19 protein-coding genes and 1 tRNA gene are annotated in these 24,784 nt (G+C 69.8%); 12 read left to right on the top strand and 8 right to left on the bottom strand.

Going from position 1 to position 24,784, the window contains the following annotated elements; all coding sequences use genetic code 11:
- Positions 1-114 precede the first annotated feature (114 nt).
- The 3 genes from gndA (at position 115) to OIE40_RS09510 (ending at position 3,753) form a co-directional block, all read left to right on the top strand.
- Complete coding sequence (gene gndA / locus OIE40_RS09520) at positions 115-1,563, top strand: NADP-dependent phosphogluconate dehydrogenase (RefSeq protein WP_264701959.1); 1,449 nt, start codon at positions 115-117, stop codon at positions 1,561-1,563.
- A 146-nt stretch (positions 1,564-1,709) separates the two neighbouring features.
- A complete protein-coding gene (locus OIE40_RS09515; RefSeq protein ID WP_264701958.1) occupies positions 1,710-2,207 on the top strand; it encodes a hypothetical protein in 498 nt (165 codons plus the stop codon).
- Positions 2,208-2,244: 37 nt separating this feature from the next.
- A complete protein-coding gene (locus OIE40_RS09510; RefSeq protein WP_264701957.1) occupies positions 2,245-3,753 on the top strand; it encodes a flotillin family protein in 1,509 nt (502 codons plus the stop codon).
- A 189-nt stretch (positions 3,754-3,942) separates the two neighbouring features.
- Here the strand turns inward: OIE40_RS09510 and OIE40_RS09505 are convergent, their stop codons facing one another.
- Positions 3,943-4,812, bottom strand: a complete 870-nt coding sequence (locus OIE40_RS09505; RefSeq protein ID WP_264701956.1) for an acyl-CoA thioesterase — start codon at positions 4,810-4,812, stop codon at positions 3,943-3,945.
- A complete protein-coding gene (locus OIE40_RS09500; protein WP_264701955.1) occupies positions 4,809-6,629 on the bottom strand; it encodes an AMP-dependent synthetase/ligase in 1,821 nt (606 codons plus the stop codon). Before OIE40_RS09500 ends, OIE40_RS09505 begins: the two co-directional genes overlap by 4 nt.
- Positions 6,630-6,917: 288 nt before the next feature.
- Between OIE40_RS09500 and OIE40_RS09495 the strand changes: the two genes are divergently transcribed.
- The 3 genes from OIE40_RS09495 to ettA all read left to right on the top strand — a co-directional run bounded on the left by OIE40_RS09495 (position 6,918) and on the right by ettA (position 12,147).
- Entirely contained in the window at positions 6,918-7,379 is a 462-nt protein-coding gene (locus OIE40_RS09495) for a MarR family winged helix-turn-helix transcriptional regulator (protein ID WP_264701954.1), read from the top strand.
- A gap of 4 nt (positions 7,380-7,383) precedes the next feature.
- Complete coding sequence (locus OIE40_RS09490) at positions 7,384-10,179, top strand: FAD-binding and (Fe-S)-binding domain-containing protein (RefSeq protein ID WP_264701953.1); 2,796 nt, start codon at positions 7,384-7,386, stop codon at positions 10,177-10,179.
- Positions 10,180-10,464: 285 nt separating this feature from the next.
- On the top strand, positions 10,465-12,147 hold the full coding sequence (gene ettA, locus OIE40_RS09485) for an energy-dependent translational throttle protein EttA (RefSeq protein ID WP_264701952.1): 1,683 nt from the start codon (positions 10,465-10,467) through the stop codon (positions 12,145-12,147).
- A 56-nt stretch (positions 12,148-12,203) separates the two neighbouring features.
- Here ettA and OIE40_RS09480 read toward each other — a convergent pair whose 3' ends face one another.
- From OIE40_RS09480 to OIE40_RS09465, 4 genes are all read right to left on the bottom strand, one after another.
- Entirely contained in the window at positions 12,204-12,680 is a 477-nt protein-coding gene (locus OIE40_RS09480) for a single-stranded DNA-binding protein (RefSeq protein WP_264701951.1), read from the bottom strand.
- A 156-nt stretch (positions 12,681-12,836) separates the two neighbouring features.
- The gene (locus OIE40_RS09475) at positions 12,837-14,426 is read right to left on the bottom strand and encodes a GTPase (protein WP_264701950.1); all 1,590 of its coding nucleotides are present in this window, start codon (positions 14,424-14,426) and stop codon (positions 12,837-12,839) included.
- Complete coding sequence (locus OIE40_RS09470) at positions 14,423-16,285, bottom strand: GTPase domain-containing protein (protein ID WP_264701949.1); 1,863 nt, start codon at positions 16,283-16,285, stop codon at positions 14,423-14,425. Before OIE40_RS09470 ends, OIE40_RS09475 begins: the two co-directional genes overlap by 4 nt.
- Before the next feature lie 23 nt (positions 16,286-16,308).
- Entirely contained in the window at positions 16,309-17,727 is a 1,419-nt protein-coding gene (locus OIE40_RS09465) for a PrsW family intramembrane metalloprotease (protein WP_264701948.1), read from the bottom strand.
- An 84-nt stretch (positions 17,728-17,811) separates the two neighbouring features.
- Between OIE40_RS09465 and OIE40_RS09460 the strand changes: the two genes are divergently transcribed.
- Positions 17,812-18,168, top strand: coding sequence for a hypothetical protein (locus tag OIE40_RS09460; RefSeq protein ID WP_264701947.1), 357 nt, complete (start codon positions 17,812-17,814; stop codon positions 18,166-18,168).
- A gap of 318 nt (positions 18,169-18,486) precedes the next feature.
- On the opposite strand, the gene OIE40_RS09455 is transcribed toward OIE40_RS09460, so the two are convergent.
- A tRNA-Arg gene (locus OIE40_RS09455) sits at positions 18,487-18,559 on the bottom strand.
- 32 nt (positions 18,560-18,591) lie between these two features.
- Here OIE40_RS09455 and OIE40_RS09450 point away from each other — a divergent pair.
- The 4 genes from OIE40_RS09450 to OIE40_RS09435 all read left to right on the top strand — a co-directional run bounded on the left by OIE40_RS09450 (position 18,592) and on the right by OIE40_RS09435 (position 23,091).
- On the top strand, positions 18,592-19,779 hold the full coding sequence (locus OIE40_RS09450; RefSeq protein ID WP_264701946.1) for an MFS transporter: 1,188 nt from the start codon (positions 18,592-18,594) through the stop codon (positions 19,777-19,779).
- A 152-nt stretch (positions 19,780-19,931) separates the two neighbouring features.
- Positions 19,932-21,233: an ABC transporter substrate-binding protein gene (locus OIE40_RS09445; RefSeq protein WP_264701945.1), complete on the top strand. Its 1,302-nt coding sequence runs from the start codon at positions 19,932-19,934 to the stop codon at positions 21,231-21,233.
- A gap of 65 nt (positions 21,234-21,298) precedes the next feature.
- Complete coding sequence (locus OIE40_RS09440; RefSeq protein WP_264701944.1) at positions 21,299-22,204, top strand: carbohydrate ABC transporter permease; 906 nt, start codon at positions 21,299-21,301, stop codon at positions 22,202-22,204.
- Positions 22,201-23,091 (top strand): carbohydrate ABC transporter permease, encoded by an 891-nt coding sequence (locus OIE40_RS09435; protein WP_264701943.1) that lies wholly within the window; start codon positions 22,201-22,203, stop codon positions 23,089-23,091. The genes OIE40_RS09440 and OIE40_RS09435 overlap by 4 nt, the downstream gene beginning before the upstream one ends.
- Before the next feature lie 65 nt (positions 23,092-23,156).
- On the opposite strand, the gene ppk2 is transcribed toward OIE40_RS09435, so the two are convergent.
- Positions 23,157-24,080, bottom strand: coding sequence for a polyphosphate kinase 2 (gene ppk2, locus OIE40_RS09430; protein WP_264701942.1), 924 nt, complete (start codon positions 24,078-24,080; stop codon positions 23,157-23,159).
- 65 nt (positions 24,081-24,145) lie between these two features.
- On the opposite strand from ppk2, the gene orn reads away from it, so the two are divergent.
- Positions 24,146-24,772, top strand: coding sequence for an oligoribonuclease (gene orn / locus OIE40_RS09425; protein WP_264701941.1), 627 nt, complete (start codon positions 24,146-24,148; stop codon positions 24,770-24,772).
- Positions 24,773-24,784: the final 12 nt, after the last annotated feature.

Raw genomic sequence — 24,784 nt, 5'->3', positions numbered from 1 at the left:
ACCGCCGCCCGCCCGGCGGCCGTCACCGGCGTCCATGTCGGGCCGCATCCTGTCCATACCGGTCGCCGATTTGGTGGAATGGGGGCGAGAGATGTCCCGACAGTGAGGAATCAGATGAGCGACAAGACGGCCAGTGCACAGATCGGTGTGGTGGGCATGGCGGTGATGGGGTCGAACCTGGCCCGCAACTTCGCCAGCAAGGGGTTCGCGACAGCGATCTTCAACCGCACCCATGCCAAGACCGAGGCAGTGCTGGCGGCGCATCCTGAGGCCAACTTCATCGCCTCGGAATCCGTCGAGGAGTTCGTCGACTCGCTGGAGAAGCCGCGCCGGATCATCATGATGGTCAAGGCCGGGTCCGCCACCGACGCCACCATCGACTCACTGGTGCCGCATCTCGACCAGGGCGACATCATCGTCGACGGCGGCAACACCTACTTTCCCGACACCCGCCGGCGGGAGAAGAGGCTCTCCGAACTCGGCTTCAACTTCATCGGCTGCGGCATCTCCGGCGGCGAGACCGGCGCCCTGCTGGGGCCGTCGATGATGCCGGGCGGACCGAAGGACTCCTACGAACACATCGGCCCCATCCTCGAGAAGGTCGCGGCCCAGTACGACGGCGAGCCGTGTTGTACCTGGATCGGTCCGGACGGCGCCGGGCACTTCGTCAAGATGGTGCACAACGGCATCGAGTACGCCGACATGCAGTTCATCGGCGAGGCCTACGACCTGCTCAAGGGCGCGGGGCTGTCGGCCGCCGAGGCGGCGTCGGTGTTCGAGGACTGGAACACCGGCGACCTCGACTCGTACCTGATCGAGATCACCTCCGAGGTGCTGCGCCAGGTGGACGCCCGGACGGGCAAGCCGCTGGTCGACGTCATTCTCGACGCCGCCGGCATGAAGGGCACCGGCACCTGGACGGTGCAGGAGTCGCTCAATCTGGCCGTCCCGGCCGCGGCGATCGCCGAGGCGGTCTTCGCGCGCGCGGCCTCCTCGAGCCCCGGCCTGCGGGCCGCCGCGCAGGCGGCGCTGTCCGGCCCTGACGGCTCGATCACAGTGGACGACCGGGACGGGTTCATCGCCGACGTGCGGCAGGCGCTGTGGTGCGCCAAGGTCATCGCCTACGCCCAGGGCCTGCACCTGATCAAGGTCGGCGGTGAGGAGTACGGCTGGAACATCGACGTCGCCGCCTGCGCCCGCATCTGGCGGGCCGGCTGCATCATCCGGGCCAAGCTGCTCGACCGGATCAGCAACGAGTATGCCGCGAACAACCTCGAGACTCTGCTCGAGGCGCCCTCGATCAGCGCCGAACTGGCCAACAGCAACGCCGCGTGGCGGCGGGTGGTGGCGCGGGCGTCCGAGGCCGGGGTGCCGATTCCCGGCTTCAGCTCGGCGCTGTCGTACTACGACCTCGTCCGGGCCAAGCGGACCAACGCCGCCCTCACCCAGGGTCTGCGTGACTTCTTCGGCTCGCACACCTACCACCGCATCGACGCCGAAGGCACCTTCCACACCCAGTGGTCGGGCGACCGCAGCGAGATCGAGGCCGAGGAGAGCCACTGACGGATGTCGTCGCCCGCCATCCCGGCGCGCGCGCACCTTCCCGTCATCCCGGCGCACACCGGATCCCTGCCGACCTCTCGGAGCCTTCCGGCGCCACCGGGGTGATACCCCGACCCGGTATCCTGTGAGGACACGGAAGGAGCCCAGTGACAGTTTTCCTCACCATCGGTGTGGTCGGAATCGTGCTGTTGCTGCTGGCCCTGATCGCCGACGATTTCTTCGACGGCGTGTTCGAGGCGCTGGGGGGCGGTGAGTGGTTCACCGGTGCCGCTCTTGCTGGCTTCCTGGGCGGCGTCGGGTTCGTCGGCGCAGGTGTTCTGGCCGTCACGGCGAACACCTGGCTGGCGGTCGCGATCGGCGTCGTGGCCGGGCTGGCGCTCGGCTTCGCCGTCGGCTGGGTGACTCTGGCGCTGCGTGACGCGAGCTCGGGCAGCACCCCCACCACGGCGTCCCTGGTCGGCCTGACCGGCACCGTCGTCAACGACATCCCCGAGCAGGGCTTCGGCGTGATCAGCGTGGTCAACGCCGGGCACCTCACCCGGCTCAACGCGCGCAGCATCGAGGCGTTGCCGTCCGGCACCCCGGTGACGGTCACCGACGTGCTGTCCCCGACCTCGGTCAAGGTCGTCCCCACTTACCGCTGACCCACGTCCGCCCACAACGCCCACTTGAAGGAGCCGCATGTACCCACTCATCATTCCGATCGCCGGCATCGTCGTCGTCCTGGTGCTGCTGGGTCTGCTGATCGTCAGCCGGTACAAGGTGGCCGGCCCCAACGAGGCCTACATCGTGACCGGCCGCCGCGGCAAGGAGGTGCGCAACCTCGAGACCGGCCAGGTCTCCACCGACCTGTCGGGCCAGAAGGTCGTGATGGGTGGCGGCGTGTTCGTGCTGCCGTTCGTGCAGCGCCTGCACGTGCTCGACCTGCAGAGCCGGCGCATCCCCGTCCAGATCCGCGGCGCGGTGTCCGGCCAGGGCGTCAAGTTGAATCTCGACGGTGTCGCGATCGTGAAGGTGGGCGGCAACGAGGATTCGGTTCGCGCCGCCGCCCAGCGCTTCCTGCAGCAACAGGACGAGGTGGAGACCTTCACCCAGGAGACGCTGGCCGGCTCGCTGCGCGCCATCATCGGTGGGTTGAGCGTCGAGCAGATCATCCGCGACCGGGCGGCGTTCGCGCAGCGGGTCGCCGACGAGGCCGAGTCGTCGCTGACGGGCCAGGGCCTGGTCCTGGACACCTTCCAGATCCAGGACATCACCGACGACGGCAGCTATCTCTCCGATCTGGGACGCCCCGAGGCGGCCCGCATCCAGCAGCTCGCCGCCGTCGCCGAGGCACAGTCACGGCAGGCCGCCGAGCAGTCGCGGATCGCTGCCGAGCAGCAGATCGCCATCTCCGAGCGTGAACTGATGCTGAAGCGCGCCGAGATCAAGGCCGAAACGGACGCCGCCTCGGCCCAGGCCGCGGCGTCCGGCCCGCTGGCCCAGGCCGACCGCGACCAGGCGATCCTGACCGAGCAGGAGAAGGTGGCCGTGCGTCAGGCGGCGCTCAAGGAGCGGCAGCTGGACACCGAGGTGCGCAAGCCGGCCGACGCCGAGCGGTACCGGGTCGAGACCGAGGCCGCCGCCAAGCGGCAGTCGGCCATTCTGACCGCCGAGGCCAACAAGGCCTCCGCCATCGCGGCCGCCGAGGCCGAGGCCGAGAAGGCACGGCTGACCGGCGAGGGCGACAAGTCCCGCCGCGCCGCGCTCGCCGAGGCCGAGGCGATCGAGGGCGCCAAGCGCGGTGAGGCCGAGAAGGCCCGCCGGATCGCCGAGGCCGACGCCGTCCGGGCCGAGGGTGACGCGCAGGCGGCGTCGATCCTGGCCACCGGCGAGGCCGAGGCCGAGGCGATGAACAAGCGCGCCGACGCCTACGCCCGGTACAACGAGGCGGCCGTGCTCGAGATGCTGGTCAAGGTGCTGCCCGAGGTCGCCCGCGAGGTCGCCGCCCCGATGAGCAACATCGACAAGCTCACGGTGGTGAGCACCGACGGCGCCGGCGCCCTGCCCAAGCAGGTCAACGACAACGTGGTGCAGACCTTGGAGCTGCTCAAGAACACCACCGGGGTCGACCTGACGAACCTGCTGGAACGCTTCACCAAGGGCTCGGCCGAACAGCCCGACGGCGCCAGTCAGCTGTCGGTGGGCTGACCCGCCCGCCGGTCACCCGGGCTTGCCCCGGGTGACCGGCACGGGCGTCGTGCTACCCAGGACCCGGCATCTCGCCACAGGACCCCGCCATCCCGACACACGACGACCCCGTCATCCCGGGCTTGCCCCGGGATCTCCTGCGCGCTCGGCTTGGTTGGATCCCGGTGCCAGAGCGTCCGGCGGCTGCGTTCAGGAGTGCTCGGCGGGCCACAGGTCCAGGCCCTGCCGCAGCTCGTCCGGCACCTCGATCGGACGCCCCCGGCGATCGCCGCAGACCAGCACCGTGCGGGCCCGTGCGTGCACGGTGCCGGTTGCCGGCTCCGTGACCTCGGCCACCAGGGACATCGACGTGCGGCCGATCGTGGCCACCGCGACCCGGGTCGCGTACGGCTCGAGCCGATGGTCGAGTTGGCGCAGGTAGTCGACGTCCTGCCGCACCACCATCCACAGGTAGCCGGCCTCGGCCGCGGCCGTCATCCGGTTGCCGGCCGGGTCGGCGTCGCTCGACATGTGCACCCGCGCCTCAGCGACGAAGTCGAAGAAGCGGACGTTGTTGACGTGCCCGTAGGCGTCCAGGTCGCTCCACCGCACGCTCAGCGGTGCGGTGTACGCGCGCTCCCCCGGCCGCCAGCGGCCCAGTTCGCGCAGCGGTTCCAGGTCGCTGCTGCGGTCCACGAACCAGGACCGTTCGGCCGCGGTCATCCGCCGGGGGCGTCCGGTCTCGAAGTCGAAGATGCACAGCACGGTCCGCGCACGGGCGCAGACCCGGCCGGCCTGCACCACCTCGTAACCGATGGTGAACCGCGACGCCCCGACATGGCCGACCCACAGGCGCACCTGCACCGGATCGTTGCGGAACTCAACCGGGGCCAGGTACTCGACCTGATGCCCGACGACCAGGGTGCCGTTGCCCAGCAGCGCCGCATTGTCGCCCTCGAGCAGAAAGCGGACCCGGGCCTCCTGCAGGTAGTCGGCGACGATGCCGTTGTTGACGTGGCCCTGCGCGTCGAGGTCGACCCAGCGCAGCGGGACGTCGATCACGGCTGCGGGCTGGGTCACTCCTCGTCGTCCTCCCGGTCGTACATGGCGTCGATCTCGTCGGCGAAGCTCTTGCCGATGGCCGACCGGCGGATCTTCATGCTCGGCGTCACCTCACCCTTGTCGACGCTGAACTCGTGCGGCAGGATGGTGAACTTCTTCACAGTCTCCCAGCGTTCCAGGCTCGCGTTGGCGCGGTCGACGAAGTGCTGGACCGCCTCGCGGGTCTTGTCGCTGGTGACGATCTCCTCGTAGCTCGCATCGGCCAGCCCGTTCACCGCCGCCCACCGCATGGCGTTGTCGGCGTCCAGGGTGAGCAGCGCCGAGATGTAGTTGCGACCGTCGCCGACCGCCACCGCCTGGCTGACGATCGGGATGGCGGCGACCAGGGCGCCCTCGACCTTCTGCGGCGCGACGTACTTGCCGCCCGAGGTCTTCATCAGGTCCTTCTTGCGATCGGTCAGCGTGAGGTTGCCCTCGGCGTCCAACTCGCCCAGATCGCCGGTGTGGAACCAGCCGTCGACGATCGCCTCCGCGGTCAGGTCGGGCGCCTGATGGTAGCCGCGCATCACCCCGGGCCCGCGCAACAAAACCTCACCGTCGTCGGCGATCCGCACCTCGGTGCCGGGCGCCACCTCGCCCACGGTGCCGAACCGCGGCCGGGCCGGAACGTTCACGAACGACACCGCCGTGGTCTCGGTCAGCCCGTAGCCCTCGATGATGATCAGCCCGGCCGAATAGAACCAGCCCTGCACCTTCTCGTTGAGCTTCGCCGAGCCCGACACCATGAACCGCATCCGTCCACCCAGGCGCTCGCGAAGCTTGCTGTAGACCAGCCGGTCGGCGACCTTGTACTGGACGCCGAGCAGCGCCGGCAGCGGACGCCCCGCGAGCCGGTACTCGCGGCACTGCTTGCCGACGGTGAAGGCCCAGCGCGAGATGGTGCCGCGCAACCCGGTGAGCCCCGACGACAGCACGGTGGCCCGGACCTTCTCGAAGATTCGGGGGGCACCGCACATGAAGGTGGGTTTGGTGACGCCCAGGTTGTGGACGATCCGATCGACCCGGCCGTCCACGGCGGTGGTGAAGCCGATCGCCAGCTGGATCGCGATCAGGCACTTGCCGAACACGTGGGACAGCGGCAGCCACAGATACTGCAGGTCCTCGAAGTCGATGATCTTCAGCTCGTCGACCGCGAAGCCCTCGTAGATCCAGTTCCGCTGGGTCAGTTCGACACCCTTGGGGCGCCCGGTGGTGCCGGAGGTGTAGATCAGGGTGGCCAGGTGGTCCAGCCCGACACCGTCACGGGCGGCGTCCACACAGCCGGGCTCCTCGCTGAGCCGCTGCCGGCCGCGCTCGATCAACTGCTGCCACGACAGCGTCCGTTCGCCGTCGCCCTCGCCGTCGATCAGCACGACGGCCCGGACGCCGTCGCTGCCCGGGTCGAGCTTGGCGGCCTGCTCGGCGGTCTCGGCGACCAGCACCTTCGACGCCGAATGTTCGACGATGTACTGGAAGTCCTGTGCGGCGGTGTTGGGGTAGATGGTCGTGGTGGCGGCCCCGATCGCCATGATCGCCAGATCCATCAGCACCCACTCGATCCGGGTCTGTGCCGCGATCGCGACCCGCTCCTCCCGGCCGACCCCGATGGTCAGCAGGCCCGCGGCAACCTCGTGCACCCGGTCCCGGGTCTCGGTCCACGTCCACGACTGCCAGTTGTCGTCGCCGTCTGGATAGCGAAAGGCCTCCGCCTGCGGAGTCTTCTCGGTTCGCCAATTCAGCAGGTCGCCCACTGACCGCGGCTTGCCGGCGAGGATGGCTTCGGCCTCAGCGTTCATGTCACTCCCGTCTCCGGCAGCACTGCCGAATTTCCCGCCATTGTAGGGGTAAGGCCACTGCTCCCCGCGACGCCCTGCCGCTGTGCGTCGCGGGCCGCCGTCCGGTGTTCGGGGCGCCCGCGAGCCGGGCTCGACGCGCGCCGAGCTGCGGGTATGGTTCACCCCGTGCCCGGCTGACCGAGTCGATCTTGTCGTTGGCAAGCATGTCAACACCGCTAGTCACAGCATGTTCCAAAGCCACTCGGGGTAGGTATGTTGATGGTTCAACGATCGTGCTAGACTGGAGCCGTGACTGCGACGCTCGATTCTGCACCCTGGCTGACCTCCGATCAGCAGGTGATCTGGCGTGCCTATCTGGCCGGAGTCAGCAAGATCAACGAACGGCTCGACGCCGAATTGCGCCCCTTCGGTCTCGATCTGGGCGAGTACGAGATCCTGGTGAACCTCTCCGAAGCCGACCAGCTCGAGATGCGCATGTCCGAGTTGGCCGAGCGGGTGCGGCAGTCCCGCTCCAGGCTCACTCACACAGTGGCGCGGATGGAGGCCAAGGGTCTCATCCTGCGCAAGAGTTGCGCCGACGACCGTCGCGGCGTCATCGCGGTGCTCACCGCCAACGGCCACAACCTGCTGCGCAGCGCGGCCCCCCACCATGTCGCGTCGGTGCGCGCGATCCTCGTCGACGTGGTCGATCCCGCAGACTTCGAGGCGTTGGGGCGGGTCATGCAGGCCGTCCTGGGGGTGGCAGACTGAGCGGGTGGGCGTCCCTGCCTTTGACCGCTCGACACTGAGCCGCGCGCTCTATTCCAGCGACGCCTCGCTGTACCGGGTGGTGCCGCAGGCCGTCTGCGCGCCGGCCACCCTCGACGAACTGGACGCCGCGGTCGAGCACGCCCTGACCACCCGGCTCCCCCTCACCATGCGCGGGGCCGGTACATCCTGCGCCGGCAACGCGGTCGGCCCCGGCCTGATCATCGACACCCGCCGACTCGACGCCATCGAGTCGCTGGACGCCACGGCGGGCGTCGCCGTCGTCCAACCGGGCGTCGTGCAGGCCCACCTGAGCGCAGCGGCATCGCCGCACGGGCTGCGCTTCGGCCCCGACCCCTCCACGGCGTCGCGATGCACGGTCGGCGGCATGATCGGGAACAATGCCTGCGGGCCCCGGGCACTCGGCTACGGCCGCACCAGCGACGTGGTGGCCGGCCTCGAGGTGATCACCGGCACCGGTGAGTTGCTGCTGCTCGAGCCCGGCACCGACCTGCGGCACCACGCCTCCGGCACGCTGGCCGCGCTGCGAGAGCTCGTGAACACCAACCTGGGCGTGATCCGGACCGAGTTCGGCCGCTTCGGCCGGCAGATCTCGGGCTACTCGCTGGAGCACCTGCTGCCCGAGCACGGCTTCGACGTGGCGCGCTTCCTGGTCGGCTCCGAGGGCACCCTGGCGGTCGTCCGGCGCGCCACCGTCAGGTTGGTCCGCGACCCTGCGCACACGGCGCTGGTGCTGCTCGGCTACGCCTCCCTCGCCGCGGCAGCGGATGCCATGTCACGGATCCTTGAGTTCGCCCCACGCGCCTGCGAGGGGCTGGACGCCCGCATCGTCCGACAGGTCCTCGCCAAGCACGGCGCGGACGCCCTGCCCCCACTGCCGCCGGGCCGGGGCTGGCTGATCGTCGAACTGGCCGGCGACGACGCGGCCGAACTGGCCGCCCGGACCGGCGCACTGGCGGGCTCGGACGAGGCGCTGGGGTCCGTGGTCATCGACGATCCCGACCTGGCCGGACGCTGGTGGCGGCTGCGTTCGGACGCCGCCGGCTATGCCGGGGTCGCGTTCGATCGACCCGCACACACCGGCTGGGAGGACGCCGCGGTGCCGCCCGACCGGCTGGGCGGCTACCTGCGCGCTTTCGAGGCGCTGCTCGCGGCGCACGGACTGCGCGGCCTGCCCTACGGCCACTTCGGCGAGGGATGTGTGCACTGCCGGATCGACTTTCCGCTCGGGGCGCCCGACGGGACCGCGCGCTACCGGTCCTTCGTCGAGGCGGCGGCCGACCTGGTGGCCGGCTACGGCGGCTCGATGTCGGGCGAGCACGGCGACGGCCGGGCGCGCTCCGAGCTGCTGCCGCGGATGTACTCGCCGGCGGCGCTGCGACTCTTCGCCGCGGTCAAGCGGTTGTTCGATCCCGGCAACCTGCTCAACCCCGGGGTGCTGGTCGATCCCGAGCCGTTGGACTCCGCCGTCCGGCTGGCTTCCGTTCCGCACCCGATGGACGCCTTCGCCGCCGACGTGCACCGGTGCACCGGCGTCGGCCGCTGCGTCTCCGCCGGCACCTCCGGTGCGATGTGCCCGTCGTACCAGGTGACCCGGGCGGAGAAGGACTCGACCCGCGGCCGCGCCCGCGTGCTGCAGGAACTGGTGAACGGCACACTGATCGCCTCGCCCAGGTCGCCCGAGGTGGCCGAGGCGCTCGACTTGTGCCTGGCCTGCAAGGCGTGCGCCACCGAATGCCCCACCGGCGTCGACCTGGCCCGGGACAAGTCGCGGCTGCTGGAGCGGGCGCACGCCGGCCGGCTGCAACCCCTGACCCACTACTCCCTGGGCTGGCTGCCGCGCTGGACGCGGTTGGTGGGGGCACTGCCGGGCCTGGCCGCCGTGGCGAACACGACGCTGTCGGCGCCCCTTTTGCGACGGCTGCTGCTGCGCGTGGCGGGGGTCGACACGCGGCGGCGGATCCCTCCCTTCCGCACCGGCCCGGTCGGGGCGGGAGTGTCCGGGCGCTCGGACGCGCGGGTCGAGCCGGCCGGAACCGCCGCACCGGACGCGTCCGACGAGATCCCGTCCCTGGGCCGGGTGGCCGTCTGGGTCGACTCGTTCTCCGCCGGCTTCGCGGGCGACCAGGTGGCCGCCGCGGTCAGCGTGCTGTCGCGGGCCGGTTACCGGCCCGAACTGGTCGGGCAGGACGCCTGCTGTGGGCTCACCTGGATCACCACGGGGCAGCGTGCCGCGGCCGGCGCCCGGCTTCGTCGGTCGCTCGACGTGCTCGGCCCACTGGCCGAGGCGGGCGTGCCGATCGTCGGCGTGGAACCGTCCTGCCTGGCGGTGTGGCGCGACGAGGCGTCCGACCTGGTGGACGACCCACGGGTGGCCCTGGTCAGGTCGTCGCTGCGGACGCTGGCCGAGCTGCTGGCGGCGACGCCGGGCTGGCGCCCCCCGCAGCTGGCCGGTCGGACCATCGTCGTGCAACCGCACTGCCACCACGTCGCGGTGCTCGGCTGGACTCCCGACGCCGAGCTGCTGCGGGCCACCGGGGCCACGGTGGTGACAGTGACCGGCTGCTGCGGACTGGCCGGCAACTTCGGGGTCGAACGCGGCCACTACGAGACCTCGGTGGCGGTCGCCGGGCTGCACCTGCTGCCCGCACTGGACGCCGCGCCCGCCGACGCGCTGGTGCTGGCCGACGGCTTCTCGTGCCGTACGCAGATCACCGATCTGACGCCCCACCGTGCACTCACCCTCGCCGAACTGCTGGCCCGGGCGCCGCAGGAGCTGTGACACCGCATGAGATCCCGGCGTTCGCCGGGATGACGAGGAGCCGGATCCCGGGGTTGGCCGGGATGACGAGCGCGGCGTCCCCCGGGGGATGACGAGGAGCGCTCTACCCGTCATCCCGGGCTTGCCCCGGGATCTCCGGCTACCGCCCGGCGAGTGGCGTCCGCCCCGATGACGACTCCACCCAGCCTCGCCCGGGCCGGACGCGGCGTGTGATCCGGCCTCCGCCGGGCTCGATATACTCGGGGCGGTCTGTTCGCAATCCCCTTCTCTCAACGAGGTTTCCGTATGCCTGAGTTCGTGTTCACCATGCACAACGTCCGCAAGAAGCTGGGCGAGAAGCTGGTGCTCGACAACGTCACGATGTCGTTCTTCGAGGGCGCGAAGATCGGTGTGGTCGGACCCAACGGCGCCGGCAAGTCGACGATGTTGAAGCTGATGGCCGGAATGCTCCAGCCCGACAACGGCGACGTGTTCCTCAAGAAGGGCGCCACCGTCGGCATCCTGCTGCAGGAGCCGCCGCTGACCGAGGGCAGAACGGTCCGGGAGAACATCGAAGAGGCGGTCGCCGACACCAAGACGATGCTCGAGCGCTACAACGCCGTCGGCATGGAGATGGCCGAGCCGGACGCCGACTACGACGCGCTGCTCGCCGAGATGGACAAGCTGCAGACCGAGATCGAGCACCGCAACGCCTGGGATCTCGACTCGCAGCTCGAGCAGGCGATGGACGCCCTGCAGTGCCCCCCGGGCGACACCGTCGTCGACATCCTCTCCGGCGGTGAGCGGCGCCGGGTGGCGCTGTGCAAGCTGCTGCTCGAGCAGCCCGACCTGCTGCTGCTCGACGAGCCGACCAACCACCTGGACGCCGAGAGCGTGAACTGGCTGGAGGGCCACCTCAAGTCGTACCCCGGCGCCGTGTTGGCCGTCACCCACGATCGCTACTTCCTGGACAACGTCGCCGAGTGGATCTGCGAGATCGACCGAGGCCGCCTGCACCCCTACGAGGGCAACTACTCCACCTACCTGCAGACCAAGCGGGAACGCCTGCAGATCGAAGGCAAGAAGGACGCCAAGCGCGCGAAGATCCTCGAGAAGGAACTCGAGTGGGTGCGCGCCAACCCGAAGGCGCGCCAGGCGAAGAACAAGGCCCGCCTCGCTCGCTACGAGGAACTGGCCGCCGAGGCGGAGCGCAACCGCCAGGTCGACCTGACCGAGATCAACATTCCGCCCGGCCCCCGGCTCGGCTCCGACGTCCTCGAGGCCAAGGGCCTGATCAAGGGGTTCGACGACCGGCTGCTGATCGACAACCTGTCGTTCAGCCTGCCCCGCGCCGGCATCGTCGGCATCATCGGCCCCAACGGCGTCGGCAAGACCACGCTGTTCAAGATGATCGTCGGCGAGGAGCAGCCCGACTCCGGCACCCTCACCGTCGGCAAGACGGTGAAGATCTCCTACGTCGACCAGTCGCGGGCAGGCATCGATCCCGGCAAGAACGTCTGGGAGGTGGTCTCCGAAGGGCTCGACCACATCAAGGTCGCCAGTTTCGAGATGCCGTCGCGCGCCTACGTGGCGTCCTTCGGCTTTAAGGGCCCCGACCAGCAGAAGCTCGCCGGGGTGCTCTCGGGTGGGGAACGCAACCGGCTCAACCTGGCGCTCACCCTGAAGATGGGCGGCAACCTGTTGCTGCTGGACGAGCCCACCAACGACCTCGACGTCGAGACCCTGCAGTCGCTCGAGGACGCCCTGCTCGAGTTTCCGGGCTGTGCGGTGGTCATCTCGCACGACCGGTGGTTCCTGGACCGCGTGGCGACGCACATTCTCGCCTGGGAGGGCACCGACGCCGACGAGGCGAACTGGTACTGGTTCGAGGGCAACTTCGCCGACTACGAGGAGAACAAGGTCGCCCGCCTCGGCGCCGAGGCCGCACGCCCGCACGCCAGCAAGCACCGCCGGCTGACGCGCGACTGAACTCGACGGCCCCCGGTCGGTCTGCCACCACTCCCCGGCCGGGAGCCGCCAAGGGTTCAGGCGGCCGCCTCGGCGGCGTCGGGGGTCGCGCCACCGTGGCCGCCGTCACCCTCGACCTCGAGCTCACCGAAGACATCGGACTCCTCGGGCGCGGGCGGCTCGACCGTGGCCCGCTCGGCCCGCCGGAAGGACGACGTGCCGCGGGTCAGATCATGGCCCACGCTCAACGCCTCGAGCACGAGCCGCTCGTGGACGACCCCGGTCTCCTTGTTCGTCCAGCTCCAGGTGCTGAGCCGTCCGCTGACGATCACCGGGTCACCCTTGGCGATGCTCGCCCGCACGTTCAACGACAGCGCCCGATTGCGGCAGTTGACGTTGAGCCAGATGGTCTCGCCGTCGCGCCAGCTGCCGGCACGGTGCTGGCGCGGGGTGCAGGCCAGCCGGAAGGCCGCGTAGGCCCACTCGTTGGTGTCGTCGCTGCGCAGGTCGACGTCGCTACCGACGTTGCCCGTCACGGTGATGCTCGCGTCCATGGGTGACCTCCTGGAATGAATGAACTGTCATTCGCAGTGTGTGACCGAGTTCCGAAAAGTGTTCAAAATCGATGGACGTCCCGGGTCGCACGAGCCCACCCGAGTCGGGGACCACGTCCGGGCGGCCGCTGCGCGCCGGTGGAACGACCCTCCGGCTCAGGAGGCCCGGCGGACCGCCTCGACCGCTCGGCGGTGGCGGTCGAGTTCGGCGTCGACGGGGGCGATGAGCTCGGCGTCCGCCACCTTGCCGATGGCCTCGTGCAACCGTCGTTCGGCGCGATTCGCCTTGCCACGGGCACCTATCGAAACGCCGACGGCCGACAGCCCGGCCAGCACCAGCCCCCCGACCACCCCGCCGGCGAGCAGCACGAACTGCGCCGGCCATCCCCACCAGAACACGGTGGGGATGCCGGCCAGGCCCATCGCGGGGGCGAACATCATGAACAGCGTCCACAGCACGCCCGCCACGACGGCCAGCATCAGCACCCACTGCAGGGCACGCACCACCGACCACCAGCCGGTGCCGCGGTCCAGTTCCAGATCGGCGCCGGCGATGGCGGTGTCCAACCGATCCATCAGCAGCGCCTCGTGCCCGCGCGCAGCCGTCCGGACCGCGCCGGCCCAGCCGCGGGGCAGGCCGGCGGCTGCGGCGTCCACCAGTTCCCGCAGGCCACGGTCGAGTCGGGCCCGCTGCACCGAGCTGGCACCGGGCAGCGAGGTACGGCTGAGGCTGGTCGGCGACAGTTCCTTGGGGCCCTGGTCGAGACGCAACGCCCGCAACGGGTCCGGCTTGAGCTTCGCCACCCACTTCACGAAGGGCCATCCCGTGGCCAGGCCGCCGCGCAGCTTCCAGGCCTCGCGAACCCCCTCGACCGCCACGGGGACGCCGGCGGCGTCCGCCAGCGCCTCGACCAGTGGCGCCCGCTGCTTGCGGTCGAGCTGCGGCGTCCGGCCGGTGCCCAGCTCGCGTTGCAGTTCGGCCGCCGCCCCGGTCACGTCGCCGGCGATCCGCTGGCCGACGGCCTTCTTGTCCGCGACGGCGGCGGCCAGTACCTCCCGCAACTCGGGCACGCCATCGCCCTCGAGCGCCGACATGGACATCAGCCGCGCCTTCTTCAACCCCTCGGCGTCGAGCAGTCGTCGCAGGTCGGTCATCGCCTCGTTCAGCTCGGCCGGCCGCAACCGGTCGGACTGGTTCAGCACCACGATCATCACGTCGGCGTACTGGGCCAGCGGCCGCAGGTACCGGTCATGCAGTGCCGCGTCGGCGTACTTCTGCGGGTCGACGACCCAGATCAGCATGTCGACCAACGGCACCAGCCGGTCGACGGTCATCCGATGATCCGCCTCGGTGGAGTCGTGATCGGGCAGGTCGAGCAGCACCAGGTTGGCGAACGAGCTGCGTCTGGCCGGCACCAGGTGCCGTCGCTTGACGTCCAGCCAGTCCAGCAGGTCACCGGGCAGTTCGGAACCCCACGCCACCGCCATCGCCTGCGACGTGGTCGGCCGCCGGACGCCGGTGCTGGCGAACTCCGTCCCGCTGATCGCGTTGAACGAGGTCGACTTGCCCGATCCGGTCGCTCCGGCCAGCGCCACCACCGTGTGGTCCCCCGAGAACGCGACCCGCTGACCGGCCCGCTTCACGACCGCGGCCGCCCGCTCGACCGACTCGGCGGACGACCGTCCGCGGCTCAGGTCGGCGGCCTCCTCCAGCGCCTTGAGCCGCTCGGCCAACGGGCGGCTCAACGGTCGGCCTCGTCATCGGCCACCAGTTCGGCCTCGACCACCTCGGGTCCTGCCGCGGCGGTGCCTGCCCCGCCGGTCGCCGCAGGCAGCTCGGCACGGTCGGGGACCTGGGTCGCGGTCCCCCGCGGGCGCTCCAACTCCGCCGCGGCGGGCGGGGTCAGCCGGACGTCGTCGCGACGCACCTCGTTGACCTCGGCCACCGCCGCCCTGATCTGCTCGGCCACCCCGTCACGGACGCCGATGTCGCCCAGCACGACCTCGTAACGCCCCAGTTCGCGCGCCAGCAACGCTTCGACCCGGACGTTCAACGCCTCCTTGGCGGTCTTGGCGAGCCGGCGCACGGCGTCCTCACCGAAGACCGCCTCGAGCACCCGCTGGGCCAGCACCGCCGTCCCGCCGGCCACCCCGACTTCGGCCCCGGTCAGGCCGCCGGTGGTCGAGAAGACGACCATCATCAACGCGATGCCGACGCCGTTGGTGCCGAGCGCCAGGAACCGGGCCTTCGACTTCTTCGACCCGCCCTCGCTGCTGACCAGCTCGAGCACGTCCGCCTGCCAGTTGCGGATCGCCAGCGCGACCTGGGCCGGGAAGTCGTCGGACGCCCGACCGAGGCCGTCGTGGGCGTCGAGCAGCTGGCGGCCGGCCGGGTCGTTGGCCCAGGCGGTCTCGGTGCGCTCGGCGGCGGCCTCGCCCTCTTCGCGGATCAGCACCTCCATGCCCGATTCGACGGCCAGCTTCACGTCGTTGACCTGCTTCGGTTCACCGCGCAAGGACGCCACCAGCCGGTCGCGCAGCCAGCCGATCTTCTGCTCGACGGCGCGGAAGAACTCACCCGTGCCGACGAAGTCGTGCCAGCGGGCCAGCACCTCACCGCGCAACAGGCTGCCGTCGGCGGTCTGCACCCCGATGGTGCGGACCGCCTCACGGTAGGAGCCCTCGGCGTCGTTGCGCAGCTGGTCGACCGCCGCCAGCTGCTCGTCGACGGCAGCTGCCACCTGCGGCGCGTTGCGGCATTGTGCAGTGATCGCGCCGTCCAGAGTCTTCAGCACGACCGTCGCACGGGCCTGGGTGTCGGCCGCCAGCGCGGCCAGCCAGTCCCTGATCGGGGCGACCGCGGCGTCGGGCAGCAACCCGTCGTCGTCGGTGACCGTCTCGGGAACGGCGAACAGCGGCGAGTCGCCCAGGCCCCGATCGGCCATCATCTGGCCGAGATGGCTGGGCACGTCGGTCATGGCCGCCGGCGGCACCCGCTGCAGCACCACCGCCACCGCCGCGCTGCGGTCCGCCGCCGACTTCAGGTAATCCCACGGCACCGCGTCGGCGTACCTGGCGGCGGTGGTGACGAACAGCCACAGATCCGCTGCGGCCAGCAACTGCGCGGCGAGGGCCCGGTTCTCGGCGACCACCGAATCGATGTCGGGGGCGTCCAGGATGGCGAGGCCCTGCGGAAGGGTCTCCTCGGGCACCAGTTGCAGGGTGCGGGTGTCGTTGGCCGCGGCCAGGCTGCGAGCCAGTCCCGGCAGGATGCGGTCGGGCCCGAACCATTGCGCGTCGTCGGGGTGGTGGACGAGGACGGGCGAGCGGGTGGTGGGACGGATCACTCCCGGCCGACTCACCTCGCGTCCGATCAGCGAGTTCACCAGGGTGGACTTGCCCGCCCCCGTCGAGCCGCCGACGACCGCCAGCAGCGGGGCGTCCAACCGGTCGAGCCGCGGCAGCAGGTAGTCGTCGAGTTGGGCGACGAGCTCGCCCCGCAGCGACGCCGCCGAATCGCTGCCCGGTAGACCCAGCGGCAACCTGGCCGACTCAAGCGAATCCCGGAGTTTTCTGAGCGAGGTCGCCAACTGACCAACGCTCATGCTGCTCCTCCTGATCGACGTGCTCAGCCGGTGGGCGGGCCCCACTTCGGGTCCACCCGCGAATACACCTGGGATCCTAGTGGCGCCGAACCCGGGCCGGCGGGCCAGTTGCCGCCGAGTCCCGCAGGTCCGGGGTAGTCGGGCGGCGGATACTCGACCGGTTTCGGCTTGCGGAACTTCGGCAGGCTGAGCCGCTGACCCTGCGGATCGTCGATGGCGAGGCCGCGCAGGGTCCGCGCCTGGTAGAGCAGTTCGGTCGCCCGAGCCGTGCCCGCCTCGTCGATGACGCCCTTCACCTCGGCGTCGCGCAGGTAGGCGAGTTCGGTGAGGGTGCGCTGCAGGCTGAGCGTCGCGCGCAGCACCGCCCAGCCACGGGTCGCCGCCACCATTAGCGCCCACGCCCGGCGCCGGACCCGCGACGTGGTCTCGGGATCGACGGGGTTCAGCCAACCCATCCGGACGTAGTCGGTCAGCCGGGCGCGAATCTTGCGGCTCTCCTTGAACAACTGCCGCACCACGTAGATCACCGCGGACGCCACCAGCGGCAGGGCGACCGCGAAGTAGATGACGTAGCGCATCGTGCCGCCGGCGAAGGTTGCCTGCGAGTTGAAGATCATGTGCAGCAGGGCGGCCAGCAGGTAGCCGATCAAGGGGGCGACGACGCGCACCACCTTGCTGTGGGTGCGCAGAGCCACCAGCAACCCCAGCCCGGTCATCATCGTGAACAGGGGGTGCCCGAACGCCGTCCAGAAGCCGCGCAACCAGACCAGTTCGCGCACGGCCTGCTCGGCGTCGCCGGTGTTGATGGTGCTGCTCGCGTACATGATCGCGCGGGCGTAGTAGATGATGTTCTCGGTGAAGGCGAAGCCCGCTGCCGACAACCCCGCCAGCGCCACGCCGTTGAGCTTGGTGACGAGCTGATACCGCACCAGCAGGGCGATCCAGAACAGCACCGTCGCCTTCGCCGCCTCTTCGACGAAGGGGGCGATGTAGATCGCCGCCCGGGCGCCGGTGGTCGGATCGCCGTCACCGCCGATGGAGAGCTGTTCGGAGGCCCAGGTGTTGATGTGCAGCGACAGGAAGGTGGCCACCGCGGCACCCCAGCCGAGGGTCAGGTACCACAGCAGCCAGCGCTGCGGCCGGAACCGGTCGGCGGCGATGAACACCACGATCCAGAACACCAGCGTCGGCAGCGCGAACCAGAACGAATCCCTGATCGCCGAGTGGTTGATGCCCGGCACCACACCGTCGCGGACGGGGACGTCCGCGGTCAGCAGGGCGTACTGCGACCACAGGCAGGCGGCGTAGATCAGGGTGAACACGACGCCGATCCACGTCCACGGGTTGGTCAAGATGCGTTTGGGCAACGGCGCGGAGAGATCGGGTTGCGACGGGATGCCGTTGAGCAGCCGGCTGTGCCGGGCGATGGTGTCCGTCGACATGCCGGCCAGCCTACCGGGCCGCCGGAGCGGCCTCCCGGCGGCCGACCCCTGACCGGACCGGCGGCGTCCGGCCTACAGTGAGGCATGGCTTCCTATTCGGTCAACGACGCCGCGGTGCACTACGCCGAGCGGCTGATCCGGGCGAGGCAGTACGTGCTGTCCAGCGAGTGGGGCGAGGCGCAGCCGGACGCCGCCGCCGAGAACGCCTACCTCGAGAAGCACTCCTGGGACGACTACGGGGCCTGGCACCTGGGGCTGACCAAGGGCGCGACCGACGAGACCAAGGCCCGCTACGCGTTCGTGCTGGGCGACTTCAGGCGGATCCATCGCAGCGCGCTGATCGCCTGCGTCTACCGGGCCGCCGAGTGGCGGCACAAGAAGGTCGAACTGGCCGCCCACCGGCTGCTGCAGCTGCTCGACGAGGTCGCCGGCATGGAGTGAGGCCCTCCTCGATCGCGGCACCCGCCGAAGGTCTACAGCGGACGCCAGAGATCGGTCGTGGACAGGCTCTGGGTCATGGCGGTCCCTCCGGCTCGACGGCGACCACCTCAGCGAGCGCACCCCTGGGCGGGCTCCATGACGGCAGCCACGCTGGTGGATGAGCTTGTTACTCAATGATGCACGGACCCCCGGAGCGCGACCGCTGCGTCCAGACTGCGCGACGGCCCGGAGCCACCCCTGTCCGCGCCGCCGAGAACCGGCGGGGCTCGGAACTCACCCACGCTCGCCGCAGCACGGTTCCGGCCGAGGTTTCATCGGCGCGCCCGGCAGGATTCGAACCTGCGACCGTGAGATTAGAAGGCTCCCGCTCTATCCCCTGAGCTACGGGCGCAGCGCCGCTGACTAGCGTATAGGTTGCTGCCGATGAATGACCGCGACCCCAGCCGGCGCCAGTGGCGCGGGCTGGCGGTCGCCATCTACCTACCGACGGCGGTGTCGTTCATCGGCTTCGGCGCCATCGTGCCGCTGGTGCCGCTGACCGCGCGGGCCTTGGGGGCGTCCGTCGCCGAGGCCGCCCTCGTGGTGGCCCTGATGGGCATCGGCACCCTGCTCGGCGCCCTGCCCGCCGGCGTCATCGCCGACCGGTTCGGCGAGAAGAAGTCCCTGGTCGGCGCCCTGTTCGTCGACGTGGCGTGCCTGCTGACCTGCGCGTTCGCCGCCAACGAATGGGTGCTGGCCGCCGCGGTCTTCGTCACCGGCCTGTCCGGGGCGATGCTCAGCCTGGCCCGCCAGTCGTACCTGACGGTGGCGGTACCGCTCGCCTACCGGGCGCGGGCGCTGTCGAGTCTGGGCGGGGTGTTCCGGATCGGCTCGCTGCTCGGCCCGCTGATGGGCGCCGGCGTGGTCAGCGTGTGGGGTCTACAGGCGGCCTACCTGGTCGCCGCCGGCACCAGCGTGCTGGCGGCGGTGGTGACGATGGCGCTGCCCGACCTGCCCGCACCTGAGCACGCCGACGCCGCCCCCGTCCGCCTGCTGCAGGTGCTGCGCGCGCACTCGCATACCTACGCCACCGCCGGTGTGGGCGCCTCGGCGCTGATGCTGGTCCGGGCCTCCCGCGACGCGCTGCTGCCGCTGTGGTGTGAACAGATCGGCCTGAACGCGGCCACCACCAGCCTGGTGTTCGCGCTGTCGTCGGGCATCGACACGCTGCTGTTCTATCTGGGCGGCTCGGTGATGGACCGGTTCGGGCGCCGGGCGGTGTCGGTGCCGTCCATGATCATCATGGGCGCCTGCTTCGCCCTGCTGCCCTTCGCGCACTCCCTGACCCAGGTCGCGCTCTTCGCCGCCCTGCTGGGTTTCGGCAACGGCATCTCGGCCGGCGTGGTGATGACCATCGGGTCGGACGCCTCGCCATCGCTCGGCCGCCCGCAGTTCCTCGCCGGGTGGCGGCTGACCACCGGTATCGGCCAGGCGACCGGGCCGCTGCTGATCACCGCCATCGCCGCCCTGGCACCCCTGGGATGGGCGGCGGTGACCGTCGGGGCCATCGGCTTCGGTGGCGCGGGGTGGCTGTGGCGGTGGGTGCGTGAGCCCGCCGTGACGGGTCGATGAGAGCGATTTCACGACGCTCCCACCGGGCTGTGGCAGAACCGGTAACAAACCTGCAACGATCAGGGCTTTCTCACCGTTCGAATCGGACGCTGAGCCTAGTTTGGCGCCACTGGACCCGGAGAGGTCCTCAAGCAATCCAATGGAGGATGCACATGCGTGCAAAGACACTGGTGGCCGTCGCTGTTGCGGCCGCCCTATCCCTGGTCGGCTGCAGCTCGGGTGCGCCGGCCGCGAGCCAGTCGGCGTCCGAGTCGGCCTCGGCTGCCCCGTCCGGAGGTGCCGGCGGTGAGGTCGGCGTCTTCACTTGGTGGGCCGATGGCTCCGAGAAGGTCGGCCTGGACGCCCTGGTGAAGCTGTTCGGCGAGAAGTACCCCAACGACACTTTCGTGAACCTGGCCGTGGCCGGTGGCGCCGGCTCCAACGCCAAGGCGAAGCTGGCCTCGGAGCTGGCCAACGGCAACCCGCCGGACTCGTTCCAGGGCCATGCCGGCGCCGAGCTGCAGGACTACATCCGGGCCGATCAGATCGAGCCGGTCAACGAGGTCATCGACTCCCTCGGTGGGTCGAGCGTCTTCCCGCAGAGCCTGCTCGATCTGCTGACCGTGCAGGGCAACATCTACTCGGTCCCGTCCAACATCCACCGCGCCAACGTCGTGTGGGCCAATCCGGCGGTGCTGAAGAAGGCCGACATCACCGCCGTCCCGGCCGACCTGGACGCCTGGCTCTCCGACATGGAGAAGCTGAAGCAGGCCGGTGTGTCGACGCCGCTGAGCATCGCCGGCACCTGGACCCAGGTGCAGCTGTTCGAGACCGTGCTCATCGCCGACCTTGGCGTCGACGAGTACACCAAGCTGTTCGCCGCCGGCGCCAACTGGGAATCCGACGGGGTCAAGAAGGCGGTCGACCACTACGCCAAGCTGCTCAGCTACGCCAACACCGCCTCCGACGGCGACGACTGGCCGGGTGCCACCGATGCCGTCATCGACGGCAAGGCCGCCTACAACGTGATGGGTGACTGGGCGGTGGCCGAGTTCACGCTGAAGAACAAGACCGACGGTGAGGACTACACCTACTTCCCGGTGCCCGGCACCGACGGCGTGTTCGACTTCCTGGCCGACTCGTTCACCCTGCCCAAGGGCGCCAAGAACGCCGCCGGCGCGAAGGACTGGCTGGCGCTGATCGGCTCGGCCGACGGCCAGAAGGCGTTCAACCTCGCCAAGGGCTCGATCCCCGCACGCACCGACGTGCCGGCGACCGACTTCCCGAAGTACCAGCAGAGCGCCATGGAGGCGTTCAAGACGAACAAGATCGCCCCGTCGATCGCCCACGGCGCGGCCGTGAGCCAGGCGTGGAACTCCGACATCAGCACCGCGATCTCGAAGTTCTACGGCTCGAAAGATCAGGCGACCCTGATCGCCGATCTGGTCGCGGCGGCGCAGAAGAACGCCGCCTGAGCTGACTGAGGGGGTGCGTCCGAAGCCGATCGGACGCACCCCCGCCGCACGTGTGAGGAGGCCGGATGCGCCGGCTACGTAATTGGGGCCCGCCCCTGCTGCTGGTCAGCCCGTCGATCATCCTGGTGGGCATCTTCGTCTACGGGCTGATCGGGGTGAACGTCGCCACGTCGCTGGCGACCACCACCGACCGCATCACCGGACGCGTGACGAACCCGGGTGGGCTGGCCAACTACGGCAACCTGCTGACCGACGATCGCTACCAGCACGCCCTGTGGAACCTGCTGGTGCTCACGGTGGTGTTCATGACGGGCACCATGGTCTTCGGCCTGCTGTGGTCGGTGCTGCTCGAACGCGGGGTCGCCGGCGAGGGCGTCTTCCGCTCGATCTACCTGTTCCCGATGGCGATCTCTTTCGTCGCCGCGGGCGTGGCGTGGCGGTGGCTGCTGTCGCCGGCCAAGGACGACCAGGCGATCGGGCTCAATCAGCTCTTCGTCAACCTCGGCGTGCCGTGGCTGCAGAGCAGCTGGTGGTCCTCCGACAGCAGCTTCAACATGGCGGCGATGGCGATCCCGGCCATCTGGCAGCTGTCGGGCTACATCATGGCGTTGTTCCTGGCCGGCTTCCGCGGCATCTCCGCCGATCAGCGCGAGGCCGCGCGGGTGGACGGCGCCACCGAATGGCAGCTGTACCGGCACGTGCTGTTCCCGCAGGTCTCTCCGGTCGCGTTGTCGGCGCTGATCATCCTCGGCCACATGTCGATGAAGATGTTCGACCTGATCTACTCGATCGCCGGCGCCAACTCCTACACCGCCGAGGTGCCCGCCACCTTCATGTGGATCCAGCTGTTCCCGCAGTCGAACCCGACCGGCGCGGCCGCCAACGCGACGATCATCCTGGCGATCGTCGCCGTCGTGGTGATCCCCTACCTGATCTACACCAACCGCACCGAGAAGGACGGCAGGGCATGACCGCCGCGGTGGAGGCGCTGGAGGCGCCCACGACGTCCGACCCGCATCGTCGGCGCGGCGTGAGCGCGATGAAGACGCTGCAGTTCGTGCTGCTGCTGCTGTTCGCGGTCGTCGTACTGACCCCGCTCTACGTGGTGCTGGTGACCAGCTTCAAGGGTGGGGCGGACGTCGGGTCGGCCACCGCCTGGAACCTGCCGACGGTGTTCTCCACCGACGGCTGGGCCTCCGCGATCAGCCGGCTGGCGCCCGCGCTGGGCCGGTCGCTGGTGCTGGCGCTGAGCGCCGCGGTGCTCTCGTCGATCCTGGGCTCGCTGAACGGGTACGTGTTCGCCAAGTGGAAGTTCCCGGGGGCGGACGTGGTGTTCACCGCGTTCCTGTTCGGCATGTTCATCCCCTACCAGGCGGTGATGATCCCGCTGCAGAAGATGCTGCTCGAGCTGCAGACCCACGGTTTCTCCTGGATCGACGGCATTCCCAAACTGATCCTGGTGCACACCATCTACGGCATCCCGATCTGCACCCTGATCTTTCGCAACTACTACGCCACTGCGGTGCCCAACGAGATCCTGGAGGCTGCGCGGGTGGACGGCGCCGGCATGCTCCGCACGTACGTGTCGATCGTGCTGCCCGTGTCGATTCCGGGCTTCGTGGTGACGCTCATCTGGCAGTTCACCTCGGCCTGGAACGACTTCCTGTTCGCACTGTTCCTGACCTCGCCCCGCAACGGCCCGGTCACCTACGCGCTGCAGGAGCTGGCCGGCGGCCAGAACCCCGACTATCCGGCCATCATGGCCGGGGTGCTGGTGGCGTCCCTGCCGACCCTGCTGGTCTACATCCTGCTGGGCCGGTACTTCATCAGCGGCCTGATGAGCGGGTCGGTGAAGTAGCACGGTGGACCGTGGGGAACCGTCCCCACGGTCCAGTCCCGGACCGGCAGGACCGTCCCAGCGGTTCAGTCGTCGCTGGATTCGCGGCCGCGGCGGACGATGAGCGGGTCGGGATCGTAGACCACCGAGTGGTCCTTGCCCGCATAGTCGAACTGGTTGAGAAACGCCCGCATCGCGTTGATCCGGGCCCGCTTCTTGTCGTTGGAGCGCACCGTCGTCCAGGGGGCGTACTTGGTGTCGGTCCGGGCGAACATCGCCTCCTTGGCAGCCGAGTAGGCCTCCCACTTGTCCAACGACTCCAGGTCCATCGGGGAGAGCTTCCAGCGCCGCACCGGGTCGATCTGCCGGATCGCGAAGCGCGTCCGCTGCTCCTTGCGGGTCACCGAGAACCAGAACTTGGTGAGGTGGATGCCCGACTCGATCAGCATCCGCTCGAACTTGGGTGCGTGCTGCATGAACGTCTCGTACTGGTCGTCGGTGCAGAAGTTCATCACCCGTTCGACTCCGGCGCGGTTGTACCAGGACCGGTCGAACAGCACGATCTCGCCGTCGGTCGGGAAGTGCCGGATGTAGCGCTGGAAGTACCACTGCCCGCGCTCGGTGTCCGACGGCTTGGTCAGCGCCACCACCCGGGAGGCTCGCGGGTTGAGGTGCTCGGTGAACCGTTTGATGGTGCCGCCCTTGCCCGCGGCGTCGCGGCCCTCGAAGACGATGATGTGCTTCAGGCCGTGATCCTGGCCGTGGTACTGGAACTTCAGCAGCTCGACCTGCAGCAGGTACTTCTCCTGCTCGTAGTCCTCGCGCGACATCAACTCGTCGTAGGGGTAGTCCTCCCGCCAGGTCTCGACGGCGCGACCCCCCGGGTCGATCAGCTCCGGGTCGGGGCTCTCGCTGTCGGCGACGGTATACCCGGCTGCCACCAGCTTGTCGATGAACTCCCGCAGGTTGTCATCGGCGTCCGGCTGGAGCTCGTCCAGGTCAATACTCATCGCACCCTCCCGCGTTCTCAAGGCCCAGCCTACGGCGTCGCCCGGGTACGTCTAGAGTGTTCGCCGTGGCTGACCTTCTGGTGTGGATCGACTGTGAGATGACGGGCCTGGACCTGGTGCAGGACGTGCTGATCGAGGTCGCCGCACTCGTGACGGACGGCAACCTGAACGTGCTCGGCGACGGCGTCGACGTGGTCATCAAGCCCTCCGAGGCCGCGCTGCAGCAGATGGGCGACTTCGTCCGCGAGATGCACGCCAAGTCGGGGCTGCTGCCGCTGCTGGGCGCCGGGGTCGACCTCGAAACCGCCGAACAGCAGGTGCTGGACTACATCCGCGAATGGGTTCCCAACCCGCGCACCGCGCCGCTGGCCGGAAACACCATCGGCACCGACCGGTCGTTCCTGGCCCGCGACATGCCCACCCTCGAGCAGTACGTGCACTACCGCAACGTCGACGTCTCCAGCATCAAGGAGCTGGCCCGGCGCTGGTACCCCAAGGCGTACTACAACTCGCCCGCCAAGTCGGGCAACCACCGGGCGCTGGCCGACATCCGTGAGTCCATCGAAGAGCTGCGCTACTACCGCGAGGCGGTGTTCGTGCCGCACCCCGGCCCCGCCACCAGCGATCTGAAGCGCATCGCGGCCGTGCACCAGGGCGCGCTGACCGGCGCTGTCACCGACGAGAGCGACTGACTCACCGGCTTT

Origin of the sequence: Micropruina sonneratiae (genome assembly GCF_025972045.1) — a bacterium.
GTDB classification, from domain to species: Bacteria; Actinomycetota; Actinomycetes; order Propionibacteriales; family Propionibacteriaceae; genus Micropruina; species Micropruina sonneratiae.
This window is presented reverse-complemented; position numbering and strand designations above follow the sequence as displayed.

Bases quoted from the DNA above. Each gene is read 5' to 3' on its own strand.
- gndA (WP_264701959.1), top strand. From the start codon at position 115: ATGAGCGACAAGACGGCCAGTGCACAGATCGGTGTGGTGGGCATGGCG.
- OIE40_RS09510 (WP_264701957.1), top strand. From the start codon at position 2,245: ATGTACCCACTCATCATTCCGATCGCCGGCATCGTCGTCGTCCTGGTG.
- OIE40_RS09500 (WP_264701955.1), bottom strand. From the start codon at position 6,629: ATGAACGCTGAGGCCGAAGCCATCCTCGCCGGCAAGCCGCGGTCAGTG.
- ettA (WP_264701952.1), top strand. From the start codon at position 10,465: ATGCCTGAGTTCGTGTTCACCATGCACAACGTCCGCAAGAAGCTGGGC.
- OIE40_RS09480 (WP_264701951.1), bottom strand. From the start codon at position 12,680: ATGGACGCGAGCATCACCGTGACGGGCAACGTCGGTAGCGACGTCGAC.
- OIE40_RS09470 (WP_264701949.1), bottom strand. From the start codon at position 16,285: ATGAGCGTTGGTCAGTTGGCGACCTCGCTCAGAAAACTCCGGGATTCG.
- OIE40_RS09465 (WP_264701948.1), bottom strand. From the start codon at position 17,727: ATGTCGACGGACACCATCGCCCGGCACAGCCGGCTGCTCAACGGCATC.
- OIE40_RS09460 (WP_264701947.1), top strand. From the start codon at position 17,812: ATGGCTTCCTATTCGGTCAACGACGCCGCGGTGCACTACGCCGAGCGG.
- OIE40_RS09450 (WP_264701946.1), top strand. From the start codon at position 18,592: ATGAATGACCGCGACCCCAGCCGGCGCCAGTGGCGCGGGCTGGCGGTC.
- OIE40_RS09445 (WP_264701945.1), top strand. From the start codon at position 19,932: ATGCGTGCAAAGACACTGGTGGCCGTCGCTGTTGCGGCCGCCCTATCC.
- OIE40_RS09440 (WP_264701944.1), top strand. From the start codon at position 21,299: ATGCGCCGGCTACGTAATTGGGGCCCGCCCCTGCTGCTGGTCAGCCCG.
- OIE40_RS09435 (WP_264701943.1), top strand. From the start codon at position 22,201: ATGACCGCCGCGGTGGAGGCGCTGGAGGCGCCCACGACGTCCGACCCG.
- ppk2 (WP_264701942.1), bottom strand. From the start codon at position 24,080: ATGAGTATTGACCTGGACGAGCTCCAGCCGGACGCCGATGACAACCTG.